The following is a 13,319-nucleotide window of genomic DNA, read 5'->3' on the forward strand; positions in this document are numbered from 1 at the left end:
GGCTGCTGACCGATGTCCCTATTTCACCCCGTCAACCTGGTCTGCCCGCACTGCGAAGCGCCGGTGACCATGATGGCCGTGGGCAGCGTGAACGCCGACCGTCGCCCCGACCTGCGCGAAGACATCCTGAAGGACCGGTTCCAGGACAACGAATGCGGCGCCTGCGGAGAAAGCTTCCGGCTGCAGCCGCAGTTCAACTACCTCGATGCCGGCCGCGGCCAGTGGATCGCGGCGATGCCCGCCAGCCGCCTGCGCGACCACCTGGAGCTGGAGGACGAGTCGCAGGCCCTGTTCGACACCAGCTACGGGGCGCAGGCCCCGGCAGCGGCCCGCGAGGTCGGCAGCGGCCTGGCGGTGCGCCTGACCTTCGGCTGGCCCGCGGTGCGGGAAAAGCTGCTGGTCAGGCAGCTGGGCCTCGATGACGCCATCGTCGAGATGACGAAGCTGCACATCCTGCGCAGCGTGGAATCGGTGCCGATGGCCGAAGGCATCGAACTGCGGCTGGTCGACACGGATGAGGAGGCCGACGGCTATGTTTTTGCCTGGCTGGAGACCGCGTCGGAGAAATACATCGAATACATGACCGTTCCAACGGAGCTGTACCGCGCCATTCAGGGCAACCCGGAGGGCTGGGCGGCGGTCCGCAGCCGCTTGGAGGACGGCTGTTTCGTCGACATGCAGAAGCTCTACATGGGCGAAGGGCGGGAAGCCGGTTGAAGTCTGCCCATTCTGGCCGGGCGAGCAGGCTCCAGGTCATTGATGGGCTTTACTTTATGGATGGGTGCCTCAGTTACTGTTCATGGCAGGGGCGGGGTTGTTTAACCTTCCCCGAGGCTTGCGCATTGGGCAGAACCACGGGGTATGGCGTGATCTAACCCGTTTTGCCATAATGATTAGCGGATGCTTTGGCACCCGCGAAAACAGCGCCATCGCGCAGGGCTTCAACCCTGGCAATTGAGACAGACCCAGGAGCAGACTGATGACCCAGCAAACCGTTCTTGTCACCGGGTCCTCTGGATTCATTGGCTATCACCTGTGTCAGCTGCTGCTTGAAGGCGGCTACTGTGTTGCGGGTATCGATAACCTCTCCGACTACTACAGTGTCCAGCTCAAAAAAGACCGTCAGGTGATGCTTGAACAGCACCCGAATTTCGAGGTGATAAACCGAAGCGTCGAAGAGCCGGGTGTCATGCTGGATCTGTTTGCGGCGCACAAGCCGACCTATGTTGTGCATCTCGCGGCCCAAGCCGGGGTTCGTTATTCTATTGAAAATCCGCGATCCTATTTGGAAAGCAACATAATTGGCACATTCGAAATCCTGGAGGCGGCCCGCGCTTATCCGCCGCGCCACATGCTGCTGGCTTCCACTTCGTCGGCCTTTGGCGCCAATACAGGAATGCCATATAAGGAAACCCAGAAGGCCGATCACCAGATGTCCTTCTATGCCGCTACCAAGAAGGCGACTGAAAACATGGCGCACTCATATGCGCATTTGTTCGGCTTGCCGGTTACTATGTTCCGCTTTTTCACCGTCTATGGTCCATGGGGGCGGCCGGACATGGCCTTATTCAAATTTACCAAGGCGATCCTCGAAGGAGTGCCGATAGATGTTTACAATTATGGCGACATGAAACGTGACTTCACCTATGTCACCGATTTGGTTGAAGCAATCTGCCTGTTGCTGGATGCAGTACCAGTCCGCCCGGTAGACGGTGCTGTGCCGGAAGGTGATAGCCTTTCGCCGGTCGCACCGCACAGGGTAGTCAACATCGGTAATTCCGATTCCGTCCGGCTGACCACATTTATAGAAGCAATTGAAGCAGCTACCGGCTGCAAGGCTCAACAGAATCTGATGCCAATTCAGGCCGGCGATGTGCCTGCCACCTGGGCCGACGCGTCTCTGCTGCACAGTCTCACAGGTTACAAGCCGCAGACCGCTGTGGATGAGGGTGTATCACGTTTTGTGGATTGGTATCAGGAATACTACCGCAAAGCAGTCTTGCCGCACGCCGCTAGATGAGTAACTTGCCCGCATGAAGTGAGAACTGATTGCCGCGGCAGCTGCGGCCGGCGGGGATTTCAGCCTGATCTGACCGGGTCTGCCCGGGCTGCGCCTGCGGCGGCGGGCTGCGTTAAGATCCCTTAAAATTTTCCTAACATGCTGGCTAAAGTATTGATAATGTACTTACTTTTGCCACATCCGCACCCCGGGCCGCCTGCAGGGGGTGTCTATCCAGTCTCCAACGCCCGTTTTTTTGCATTGGAGATCTGACCATGCCGGCCTTTGCCCCCGTGCCCCACGCCCGTTCCGCCTTTCGCCTGGCTGCCCGGGCGGCCGCAGCCTGCGGCCTGGCGCTGATGCTGCTGCAGCCCTCTGCGGCGGCGGCCCAGCAGACCTATGTGGTGGGCAGCGACCGCGGCGGCTATCTGCATGACAGGCTGATCGAGCTGAGCAACCTGCAGAAGCACGGGGTGCGGGTCGAGATCCGCGGCAAGGTCTGCTATTCCACCTGCACACTGTTCCTGGGCCTGCCGGGCGCCTGTGTCGATCCGGCCACCACCTTCGGCTTCCACGGCCCCTCGCGCAGGGGCCGCCGCCTGACGCAGGAGAAGTTCGACTATTTCAGCCGGGTGATGGCGTAGTACTACCCGGCGCCGCTGCAGTCCTGGTTCATGGCGGAGGGGCGCAACCGGATTTCCGGGGTGCACAAGATCAAGGGCAGCGAAATCATCCGCATGGGGGTGCCGGCCTGCAGCAGCGCCTGAACATGACAGTTGCCCCGCCGGCAGGCGGCGGTTTGTCATCGCTGCAGTTCATCGCCCGGCGGGAGAGCGGATCAGAGTGCCGTCATCCTTGTTCCAGAAGTTTACCCGGCGGGAGCCCTTTGCGGCTCCGCAGCCGGACGAGCCGCTGTGCGTGATCGGTGATGTGAATGGCTGTTTCCCCCAGCTGCTGAAGCTGCTGGAACAGCTGCCGCCCGGCCACCGCTGCATTCTGGTCGGCGACTATATCGACAGGGGAGAGCAGTGCGCCGAGGTGCTGCGCCATCTGAGCGGCCGGGAGGATCTGACCTGCCTGATGGGCAATCACGAGGCGATGCTGCTGGGGTTCCTGCAGGAGCGCTTTCAGGGGTCTGGCACTGGCCGAGTTGGAAACGCTGGGTCCGGTGCGGCACGGACACAGATGACGGTCAAGGCCAGCGCCACCAGACGCAGAAATTTCGCAGTTTCTAGGATAATATTGGTGACCAGAAAAGGGAACACAACATAATCTGGTGAGGCTGGAGCAATGAAATTTTTGCTGGCTGCCGACTGCTGACTGCGCCGTATCTACGGGGTACTGAAAGATCCTGTCTTCCGCCACTGCGCAGCCTGATAAAGGCTACGTGTCGAGAGTTGGCAGCGGAAAAGGCAACGCGTGGCGGGGCCGGTTTTTACACCGGTTCAGGCCTGCTTGTGCAAGCAGCGGCCGGTGCGGCCTTGATACTGGCCACGGAAGTTAACCGTTGGAGCCGTACTTGAAAACAGTCGCGATCAGAGCGCGGCGGCAAACAGCAGCCGTGTTTCAAAAGTTCAGAAATTATTACTTAAATTTGTTGCAGATTGGGTGCAATAGATATCTAATGTTTCCCGCATGGCGTGTGAATTTTGGTTGAAGCATATTGCATTCAGGGTGGTTGACCATGCAGGATCTTGTGCAGACCGCGTTTTTTCAGAGGGGCCTGGCGCCCCGCGGGCTTTCTGCAAGACACCGTTCGGCCTCTACTCCAGGTTTGGCAAACGGGCCTTCGATATCGGTTTTGCGCTGCTGCTGCCTGTTCTTGCTCTTGTCATTCTGTTGCTGTGGGGTCTTGCGCACCGCGATGGCGGCCCCGGCTTTTTCGGCCACACCCGGGTCGGCCGGGACGGCAAGCCATTCAAATGCTGAAAGATCCGCAGCATGGTGGCGGATGCCGAAGCCCGGCTGCAGGCGCATCTGGATGCCAGCCCCGAGGCGGCTGCCGAATGGAAACGCGATCACAAGCTGGCCAATGATCCGCGCATCAGCCGGCTGGGCCATGTCCTGCGCGCGACCAGCCTGGATGAGCTGCCGCAGATCTGGAATGTGCTGAAGGGCGAGATGAGCTTTGTCGGCCCGCGCCCCATCGTCACCAAGGAGCTGCCCAAATACGGCAGCAGCGCCGCCGCCTATTTGGCCAGAAACCGGGGATCACCGGGCTGTGGCAGGTCTCGGGGCGCAAGGGCATCAGCTATGAGGAACGGGTGGAGCAGGACGTGGCCTACTTGACCCGCTGCAGCTTCCCCGGGGACCTGCAGGTCATCATCCGCACTGGCTCTGCGGTGCTCGGCAGGACCGGCCGCTGATACCCTGCCCATTAAATGCGGTCGATGTTAGCATGCCAGGGCCCTTCCCGGCAGCACTGTTCCGAACCGACATGGGCAAAATGCAGTCAATAGGGGGTTTACAACCAAAGGACTTATGGCTCTGATTCGTGAGGAAACCGGAACGCAGGGACGCACAAGGAATATACCGATGGGCAAGCTTCTGTTCGGGCTTCCGGAGACACCGGTTGTTCCGGTAGAGGGGGAAGAGATTGGTTACTCTCTAGGGCGGATCTTCTGCGTCGGGCGTAACTATGCGGCGCATGCTGCCGAAATGGGAATTGAAGCGGATCGGGAAGCGCCGTTTTATTTTACCAAGGCAGCTGTGAACGCGGTGCTGACCGGCGCGGTTGTTCCCTATCCGCCCGGTACAGAGAATTTTCACTATGAAATGGAACTGGCTGTGGCGATTGGTGCTCCTGTGTTCCGGGCAACGCGGGAAGCCGCAGCGGCGTCAGTATTCGGATATTGCTGTGCGCTGGACATGACCCGGCGTGATCTGCAGATCAGAGAGCGACAGAAGCAGCGTCCTTGGGATGTGGGCAAGGATCTGGAGAACGGCACGGTGCTGGCGCCGCTGACCAGAGCCACCGAGTGGGGGAGACCCGAGAAGCAGCGAATCTGGCTGGAGGTGAATGGCGAGACTAGGCAGGATGCCTCTGTTGAGGAGATGATCTGGTCCGTGGAGGATATTATCTGCCACCTTTCCGGTTTCTACCACCTGCGACCGGGGGATTTGATACTGACTGGCACGCCTGCCGGCGTGGGAGCTGTGCAGACCGGCGACCGAATACTTGGCGGAATTGACGGCTTGCCGCCGGTGGAGCTGACCTTGGCTGCTGCGGAATGACGCACAGTGGTCCATACCACGATAATTGTTGCCACGCGGCTGCTTTAATATGTATCAAATCGAGTGTAGTTTTTTACGTTTCGTAACGTGTAGGGTGGCGGATCTGCCTGAAGACAATGCATGCGGGCAGATTTCATGAGTAGAAATTGCATAATCTGCTGTTGATAGTTACAAACGCACCTAATAGCAGGGAGGAAGCTGGTTCGTTAAACGAACCCAACGAGGGGCTTTGTCGGCAGAATCGGAAAGAAACTCGGGGGAAGCCGCAGCAATGTTGCGAAGGCGGCAAGTCCGAAAAGTGATATGGTCAAAGGGAGGACACACATGACCACTCGCAGAAAGCTTTTGGGGGCAGCGGGCGCAGCGGCCCTGGCAATGTTCGGCTCGATGCCGGCTTTCGCCCAAGAGGTGACCCTGAAACTGCACCAGTTCCTGCCAGCGCAGGCGAACGTGCCGAAACTTATCCTGGATGTCTGGGCTGACAACGTAGAAGAATCTTCAGGTGGACGGATCAAGATCGACCGCTTCCCTTCAATGCAGCTGGGCGGCAAACCGCCGGAGCTGATGGACCAGGCCATTGACGGCGTGGCGGACATTGTCTGGACCGTGGTGGGCTATACTCCGGGCCGCTATCCCTCGACCGAGGTATTTGAACTTCCGTTCATGATGACCAATGCGCGCGCTGTGTCGCACGCTTATTGGGAAATGTTCGACAAACACATGAAAGATACAGAATTTAAGGATGTGCATATCCTGGGCACCTGGGTGCACGGACCGGGCATGATCCACACGTCTGATCCGGTGGAAACGCCCGAGGACCTGGAGGGTATGAAGATCCGTGGCGGCGGCCGTTCGGTCAACGCGCTTCTGACGGAACTGGGCGCGACCCCGGTGGGCATGCCCGTTCCGGCGATCCCGGAAGGCCTGTCCAAGGGCGTGATCGACGGCACCACCATTCCGTGGGAAGTGACCGCGGCGCTGAAGGTTCCGGAACTGGTGGAAAACCACACCGAGTTCACCGGCAAGGCTCTTTACACCCTGACCTTCGTTCTGGCGATGAACAAAGAAAAGTATGAGAGCCTGCCCGATGACCTGAAGGAGGCGATCGATGACAACTCCGGCCTTGAATTCTCGGTCTTCGCGGGTGGCACCCAGGCGGATTCAGACGGCCCCTCGCGCGAGATGGCACTCGATCTGGGCAACAACGTGATCACTCTGGACGAAGAACAGACCGCCATTTGGCGCGAGCGTGCCCAGCCGATCTATGACCAGTGGGTCGCTGACATGAAAGAAAAAGGCATCGATGGTGCCGCGCTGATCGAGGAGGCCAGCGCACTGATCGAGAAATACACGCCGCAGTACCAGTAAGGCGTTTGGACTAATAATAGTGAAGGGCCGCGCGGCATTGGCACAGCGGCCCTTTGCATACCAGAACAAGGCAACTGAACCATGCACAAGCTCATGATGCGGCTGGCCAAATCAATGGCCTACCTGGGCGGTGCGGTCCTCACTCTTCTGATTATTCTCACATGTGTTTCAATCGCTGGGCGCCTGCTCAACGGTTTCTTCCATGGCGGTTTTATGGAGCGGATTGCGCCGGGGTTTTCGAAATGGATGACGGGCTGGGTCGGGCCTGTGAACGGCGACTTCGAGCTGGTTGAGGCCGGGGTGGCTTTTGCTATCTTTGCCTTTTTGCCGCTTTGCCAGATCACTGCGGGGCATGCTTCGGTCGATGTGGTGGCTAATGCCTTTCCGCGCAGCGTGAAGCGATTTCTGCGGATGGTGACCGAAATTGTCTTCGCCGCGGTACTGGTCCTGATCGCCTGGCGGTTGGCGGAAGGTCTGGCAGGAAAATTTTCCAACGGCGAGACCTCTTTCCTGCTCGAGTTCCCTATCTGGTGGGCTTACGCCATCAGCCTGCTGGCAGCAGTCGTAGCCGCCATTGTGGGCATCTACATGGGTGCGGTTCGCACCATTGAATTCTTTACCGGCCGCATCCTGATCTGGGACGGCGTGGAGGGTGAACAGTGACGGCTCTTGAAATTGGCATTGCTTCCTTCCCGGTTCTGATGCTTCTGATCTTTCTGCGGGTTCCGATTGGGCTTTCGATGTTTCTGGTCGGCCTTGGCGGGCTGATCTGGGTCACGGACGGCACCCAAGTGGCCTTTGGCCGCTTGAAAAGCGAGACCTACACGACGTTTTCTTCCTATTCGCTGACCATTGTGCCGATGTTCCTGCTGATGGGGCATTTCGCAACGCTGGGCGGCATGTCCACAGCGCTATTTAAGGCCGCCGAAGGGTTTCTGGGCCATCGCAAGGGCGGCGTGGCGATGGCCTCGATCGGCGCCTGTGCGGGCTTTGGCGCGATTTGCGGATCGTCGCTGGCCACTGCAGCCACAATGGGCCGCGTGGCCCTGCCGGAGCTGAAGCAATACGGCTATGCCGGGGGCTTCTCCACCGCGACGCTGGCGGCGGGCGGCACGCTGGGCATTCTGATCCCGCCCTCTGTGGTGTTGGTGATCTATGCCATCCTGACCGAGCAGAACATTGCCAAGCTGTTCCTGTCGGCCTTTATCCCCGGCCTGCTGGCGGCGCTGGGGTATGTGATTGCGATCTCGGTCTATGTCCGCCTGTTCCCGGAAAGCGCGGGCACCCGCCCGCCGGTGCCTATGCGTGAACGCTTTGCGGCGCTGTTCCATGTCTGGCCGGTGCTTTTGGTCTTTGGCCTGGTGGTTGGCGGTATTTATCTGGGATGGTTCACCCCGACCGAGGGCGCGGCCGTGGGCGCCTTCGGCACCGGGCTGATTGCCTGGATGAATGGCGGGCTGACCCGCGAAAGCCTGGGCGAGAGCTTTCTGGTGACTGCGCGTTCCACCGCGATGATCTTCTTCATCGTGCTGGGGGCGGGGTTCTACAACGGCTTTCTGGCGCTGACCAAAGTGCCGCAGGAGCTGGCGGATTTTGTGGTCAGTCAGGGTCTTAGCCCCTGGGTGGTGCTGACGCTGATCCTGGCTTTCTATCTGGTGTTCGGCTGCCTGATGGATTCGCTGTCGATGATCCTGCTGACCATCCCGATCTTTTTCCCGGTGATCTCGGCGATGGATTTCGGCCTGTTATCCCTGCCTGCTATGCAGGCGGATGCAGCGATGGAGGTACTGAAGGCAGGCGTGCCCGAGGGCATGGGCGCCGAGATGCTGGCCTCGATCAAAGACGCCATCGCTGCGGGAGCGGAGCTAACGCGTGAGCAGATGAAAGAGCTGGGCATCCGGGTGACCGAAGGCCGGGTGAACCGGATTGAGGCGGAATATGTCGCCATCTGGTTCGGGGTGCTGGTGCTGATCGTGGTGGAGGTTGGCCTGATCACCCCGCCGGTGGGCATGAACCTGTTCATCATCAACGCGATGGACCGCAAGACCAAGATGATCGACACCTACAAGGCGGTCATGTTCTTTGTCGCCTCCGACCTGATCCGGGTGGTCATCCTGGTGGCCTTCCCGATCATCACGCTGCTGCCGCTGATGCTGATGCAGTAACGTTCTGCCCTCTCCCGCCCCGCGCGGGGGAGGGTTTGCCCCAACCGGTGCAGGATACGGAAATATTTTGTGACGTCGGCCCGGATTGACCAGAATCACCTTTCGGGGTTTCGCTGGTCACGTCCAACACGACGCACAAGGGGAGACCCGCCATGCAGATCAACCGCAGCAAAGCCGCCGCAACCAAGGTTAAGGCGCTGGCCAAAGAGGTTTCCGGGCTGCAGGGGCCTTGTGTGGGCTGCAGCAACTGCGTTGGATTGTGCGAGGCGCTGATTGACGCGCTTGTGCTGCCGGACCTGATCCTGTCCCGCAAACGCGGCGGTTCGTGACGCAGCGGCTCTGGCTGCCTTTGCCGTTTGATACCGCTAACCCGCGCCGCTAGAATGCGCCTGCAGAAATATGCGGGGCGGCAGAAAATGGCAGGGAAAGACACATTCGTTCATGAAATCCGCGTGGGCTGGGGCGATTGCGACCCGGCGCGGATTGCCTATACCGGGCGGCTGCCTGCCTTTGCCTTGGAAGCGATCGACGCCTGGTGGGAGCATCACCTGGACGGTGACGGCTGGTACCAGATGGAACTAGACCGCGGCACCGGCACGCCGTTTGTGCATATGAGCATCGATTTCCGGTCTCCTGTCACCCCCCGGCACCGGCTGATGTGCGAGGTTTGGCCTGCTGCCCTGGGTAGTAAGTCGGTGACTTTCCGGGTCAATGCGCGGCAAAACGGGGAACTCTGTTTCGAGGGGAAATTTGTCTGCGTCTTCATTGCACCTGAGACCTTCACCGCCAAACAGGCACCCGAGGACTACCGGGCTGTGATTGAGGCGCAGCTGCGGCCCGAGTAGGCGCTGGTCAGCGCAGCCAGCCATCAGAGAACGCCACCCCGCTAACACCTGCAAACCGCGCCACCCGGTCCAGCTCTGCCTCCAACCGTCTGGTGCGGGCGGCGCCCCATTTCACGCCACTCTCCGGCCAGACGGCTGTTACGCGCAGCAGATCTGCGTCGCGGTCCGCCTTCATGTCGATGCGGCCCGCAAGGCGTTCGCCCTCCAGCAGCGGGAAAACGTAGTAGCCGTAATGCCGTTTGGGGGCGGGGGTGAAGACCTCGATCCGGTAGTGAAAGCCGAACAGCCTTTCGGCCCGCTTTCGGTCGCGCAGGGCCGGGTCGAAGGGAGTCAGCACGCGCATCCGGCCCGGCGCCGGGCCTAGTTCCCCGGCGACTTCGACGGTGCCAGGACGGGCGAACACCTTGCGCAGATTGCCGCCCGCCTGCTCGGCTTCGATCTCCTCAAGCTCGCCCTGGCGCAGCTGTTCCGCACACCAGGCCTTGGCTTCCGCAGAAGAGGCAGTGTCCCAGAAAGCGGCGAGTTCTCGCGACGTGGCAAAGCCCAGCCGGTCGAGGGCGGCAGAACACAGCCAGTTGACGGTCATCGCTTCATCGCAGCCGGCACCGGGGCGCAGATGCTCCTCGATCACCCGCTCGGTCAAGTCGTAGCGTTTCTGAAACCCCTTGCGCCCTACCACCGTCAGCGCGCCGGAGCGCCAGAGGTATTCCAGCGCGGTCTTGGACGGGTGCCAGTCCCACCAGCCGCCTGAGCCCTTTTTCTCGCCCTTGCCGACGTCGGAAGAGCTGACCGGCCCGTGATCGCGGACATGGTTCAGGACGGTTTCAAATTGCGCTTCAAACCCGTCGCGCTGCCAGTTGCGCCAGCGTTTGCGCAGAAGCTCGGTGTCGCGCTGGAACCTGAGATGCCAGTGCGGATAGAACGCCATCGGGATCATCGCGGCGTCATGGGTCCAATGCTCAAACAGCCCGCGGTCCCGCTCGTACAGCCGTTTGAGATTCTGAGCCCGGTAGCCCGGGCGGCGGGAATACAGGATCATATCATGCGCCCGCGCCACGGTGTTGATGCTGTCAAGCTGCACAAACCCAAGCCGTTGGATCAGCGTCAGCAAATCGGAGCCCTTGGCCGGGCCCGTGGGCTGCTCCAGCAGCGCGTGGCGATCCAGGAACAGCCGCCTCGCTTCTTGATTGCCAAGCCGTTGAAGCGCCATCAGCGCCGTTTCAGCGTGTCGCCATAAGAAATTGTCGGGGTTAGTGTGACACGTTTTTCAATGTCAGTTTCAGGGTCTTCCAGCTGGGCGGCAATGATCTCCGCAGCCTTGCGCCCGATCTCCAGACGGCAGGCGTCCATGGTTGCGAGCTTGCGGGGCAGACCCTGCAGTAACTCCACACCGTTGAAGCCAGCCAGACCGATCTGGCCAGGAACACTGATGCCCTGTTCCTGCAGGTACAATAGACCTCCAGCGCCGATCATATCGTTTGAATAATATAGAAAATCCAACTCGGGAGACCGCTCCAGCATCGCCTGGGTCATCTCCCTCCCTTTGGCTAGTGCTGAACCGCCGGAATAGAATTCCCGGTCTTCGATCTCCACGCCTTCTTTGGCCAGCACCTCGGTAAAGCCTTCGAAGCGTTTGCGTGCGCGGTGGTCCAACGGCATCTTGGTACCCATGAAGCCGATATGGCGGTAGCCGGCCTTGAGGATCGCCTTGGCCATCTCGCGGCCCGCGCGCCGGTGCGAGATACCGACCATCGCGTCCACCGGTTTGCCGTCGGTGTCCATGATTTCCACCACGGGAATGCCCGCACTGCTCAGCATGGCGCGGGAAGCATCCGTGTGTTCCAGGCCCGCAATGATCACACCTGACGGGCGCCATGAGAGCATCTCGTACAGGACTTTCTCTTCCTTTTCAGGTTGATAGTCTGTCACACCGACAACTGGCTGAAGCTCGGTATTTTCCAGTACTTTGTTGATACCAGTCAGTACCTCAGGAAAAACCATGTTCGACAGCGACGGAATGACTACCGCCACCAGATTCACACGGTTCGAGGCAAGCGCACCGGCAATCTTGTTGGGCACATAGCCGAGCTCCTTGGCGGCGGTCAGCACTTTGGAGCGGGTTTTTTCCGATACGTCGCCGCGGTTGCGCAGAACCCGGCTTACAGTCATTTCGGAAACACCGGTTGCTTCGGATACATCGCGAAGGGTAAGCGGGCGCTTGCTGTCCGTGGTCACGTTCCTGAGCCTCTTGCTATTTCTGCCCGCAACGTTAGCGCAGACATCACTTGCTGCACAATGGAAACTGCGCGCGGCAAAACGGCATTCGACAGCGCCCATCCCATTGTGATTACTGGATGGATTTGTTATCGCGAAAAGTAAGGCCCCGTGGCTCAACTGGATAGAGCAGCCCCCTCCTAAGGGGCAGGTTGCAGGTTCGAATCCTGCCGGGGTCGCCAATAAAATCAAATAGTTACGTCGAGGTTTCGGGCTCTACAATGGCGTCCGAAACGAAACCCGTGGGATCCCAAATCCGTTAGATCTTATCGTTGGTAGTGACGTGCTCCCCTGAAAAGTCCGCGGTTTGAAGTTAGCCTGCTCTCCAAACGAGGAGACAGACGATGCGGAAAGCCGTTTCAGCGAAGAGCAGATCATTGGCATCCTGAAGGAGCACCAAGCCGGGAGAGGCGCCAAGGAGCTCTGCCGGAAGCACGGCATCAGCGATGGCACGTTCTACAAGCGGCGCTCGAAGTACGGAGGCATGGAGGTGTCCGAGGCCAAGCGGCTGAAAGCGCTCGAGGTTGAGAACGCGAAGCTGAAGAAGATGCTGGCGGAGCAGATGCTCGATGTCGCCACGCTCAAGGAGATGCTGGGAATGGGAGCAGGCGAACGCCATGCGTTCGAGTGAGCCTGCGGACCCTTCTGAAGCCCGGTGCAAGGCGGCGAACTGTGGACTGGGCCATGACAGAAAAGAACTACAACCAGCGGCGCGCTTGTGCCTTGGCCGGGATTGATCCGCGCGTTTATCGGCGTGGATCAACCAGGCCGACGGATGCCGAGTTGCGAACAAGGCTGAAGGAGCTGTCCAGCGAACGGCGGCGGTTCGGTTATCGACGGTTGCACCTTTTGCTCGGGCGCGAGGGCTGGAAGGTAAACTGGAGTGCAGCCCGTGAAGCAAACGATCCGGGGGATCGTTTGTAGGGCGAAACGCTCTATCGGATCTATCGTGAAGAGGGGCTGACCGTGCGCAAGCGCAGCGGCCGCAAGCGCGATAGGAACGCGGGCGCCGATCACTGCCCGGAAGGCGCATGCGCAGCATGCTGCCGAGAGGGGCGATCCCGCAGGGGCCGAACCAGAGATGGCCGTTGGACTTCGTGTCTGACAGCCTGTCCCCTCTCGGGACATTGCTGCGCAATGCCCTGCCGGGCAAGGGATGGCCGCCGGTTCCGGGTCCTGTGCGTCATTGTCAATGAGCGTTCAAAACTGACCCGGTTTCAGCGTTTGAATTTGACCCACCCCTTGTGGCGCAAAGGCCCCAGGCGGGCCGCCCTCCTATAGCGAGTCCGTCTGGGGCCTTTGCTTGCGCGACGTTTATGTTTTTCTGCGTCGCTTGCTCTGTGCGAACCGGTATGACGTGTTGCCTGTCTCGATGATTGCGCAGTGATGAGTTACGCGATCCAGAAGCGCGGTTGTCATCTTGGCGTCACCGAA

Annotated in this window: 13 protein-coding genes, 1 tRNA gene and 2 pseudogenes; 13 read left to right on the forward strand and 3 right to left on the reverse strand. The window is 60.0% G+C overall.

Annotated features, from left to right (window positions below):
- Nucleotides 1-12: 12 nt before the first annotated feature.
- From GKC28_RS04260 to GKC28_RS04310, 11 genes and pseudogenes are all read left to right on the forward strand, one after another.
- Nucleotides 13-717 carry a CpXC domain-containing protein gene (locus tag GKC28_RS04260; protein WP_174145357.1) on the forward strand — a complete coding sequence of 235 codons (705 nt, stop codon included), beginning with the start codon at nt 13-15 and terminating at the stop codon, nt 715-717.
- 262 nt (nt 718-979) lie between these two features.
- Nucleotides 980-2,020, forward strand: a complete 1,041-nt coding sequence (locus tag GKC28_RS04265) for an NAD-dependent epimerase/dehydratase family protein (RefSeq protein ID WP_174145358.1) — start codon at nt 980-982, stop codon at nt 2,018-2,020.
- 254 nt (nt 2,021-2,274) lie between these two features.
- Nucleotides 2,275-2,643 (forward strand): hypothetical protein, encoded by a 369-nt coding sequence (locus GKC28_RS04270; RefSeq protein ID WP_254604142.1) that lies wholly within the window; start codon nt 2,275-2,277, stop codon nt 2,641-2,643.
- A gap of 199 nt (nt 2,644-2,842) precedes the next feature.
- Complete coding sequence (locus GKC28_RS04275) at nt 2,843-3,271, forward strand: metallophosphoesterase (RefSeq protein WP_368041084.1); 429 nt, start codon at nt 2,843-2,845, stop codon at nt 3,269-3,271.
- 363 nt (nt 3,272-3,634) lie between these two features.
- Nucleotides 3,635-4,365: pseudogene (locus GKC28_RS04280) on the forward strand (sugar transferase).
- Between the two features lie 169 nt (nt 4,366-4,534).
- Nucleotides 4,535-5,233: a fumarylacetoacetate hydrolase family protein gene (locus tag GKC28_RS04285; RefSeq protein ID WP_174145359.1), complete on the forward strand. Its 699-nt coding sequence runs from the start codon at nt 4,535-4,537 to the stop codon at nt 5,231-5,233.
- A gap of 324 nt (nt 5,234-5,557) precedes the next feature.
- The gene (locus GKC28_RS04290; RefSeq protein ID WP_174145360.1) at nt 5,558-6,601 is read left to right on the forward strand and encodes a TRAP transporter substrate-binding protein; all 1,044 of its coding nucleotides are present in this window, start codon (nt 5,558-5,560) and stop codon (nt 6,599-6,601) included.
- Between the two features lie 81 nt (nt 6,602-6,682).
- Complete coding sequence (locus GKC28_RS04295; protein ID WP_174145362.1) at nt 6,683-7,264, forward strand: TRAP transporter small permease; 582 nt, start codon at nt 6,683-6,685, stop codon at nt 7,262-7,264.
- Nucleotides 7,261-8,766 (forward strand): TRAP transporter large permease, encoded by a 1,506-nt coding sequence (locus GKC28_RS04300; RefSeq protein WP_174145364.1) that lies wholly within the window; start codon nt 7,261-7,263, stop codon nt 8,764-8,766. The genes GKC28_RS04295 and GKC28_RS04300 overlap by 4 nt, the downstream gene beginning before the upstream one ends.
- Before the next feature lie 152 nt (nt 8,767-8,918).
- A complete protein-coding gene (locus tag GKC28_RS04305) occupies nt 8,919-9,095 on the forward strand; it encodes a hypothetical protein (RefSeq protein ID WP_174145366.1) in 177 nt (58 codons plus the stop codon).
- An 87-nt stretch (nt 9,096-9,182) separates the two neighbouring features.
- Complete coding sequence (locus GKC28_RS04310) at nt 9,183-9,611, forward strand: thioesterase family protein (protein ID WP_174145368.1); 429 nt, start codon at nt 9,183-9,185, stop codon at nt 9,609-9,611.
- 7 nt (nt 9,612-9,618) lie between these two features.
- Here the strand turns inward: GKC28_RS04310 and GKC28_RS04315 are convergent, their stop codons facing one another.
- Complete coding sequence (locus tag GKC28_RS04315; RefSeq protein WP_174145370.1) at nt 9,619-10,821, reverse strand: winged helix-turn-helix domain-containing protein; 1,203 nt, start codon at nt 10,819-10,821, stop codon at nt 9,619-9,621.
- On the reverse strand, nt 10,821-11,846 hold the full coding sequence (locus tag GKC28_RS04320) for a LacI family DNA-binding transcriptional regulator (protein ID WP_174145372.1): 1,026 nt from the start codon (nt 11,844-11,846) through the stop codon (nt 10,821-10,823). Before GKC28_RS04320 ends, GKC28_RS04315 begins: the two co-directional genes overlap by 1 nt.
- Nucleotides 11,847-11,990: 144 nt before the next feature.
- Between GKC28_RS04320 and GKC28_RS04325 the strand changes: the two genes are divergently transcribed.
- Nucleotides 11,991-12,067 (forward strand) — tRNA-Arg (locus GKC28_RS04325).
- A 125-nt stretch (nt 12,068-12,192) separates the two neighbouring features.
- Nucleotides 12,193-12,997 (forward strand): annotated as a pseudogene (locus GKC28_RS04330) (transposase); the annotation flags it as partial.
- 202 nt (nt 12,998-13,199) lie between these two features.
- Here GKC28_RS04330 and GKC28_RS04335 read toward each other — a convergent pair.
- Nucleotides 13,200-13,319, reverse strand: a 120-nt coding sequence (locus GKC28_RS04335; RefSeq protein ID WP_217433978.1) for an ATP-binding protein, incomplete at its 5' end; no start/stop codon positions are given.

The sequence above is a fragment of the Leisingera sp. ANG59 genome, assembly GCF_013317235.1.
Taxonomy (GTDB): Bacteria; Pseudomonadota; Alphaproteobacteria; order Rhodobacterales; family Rhodobacteraceae; genus Leisingera.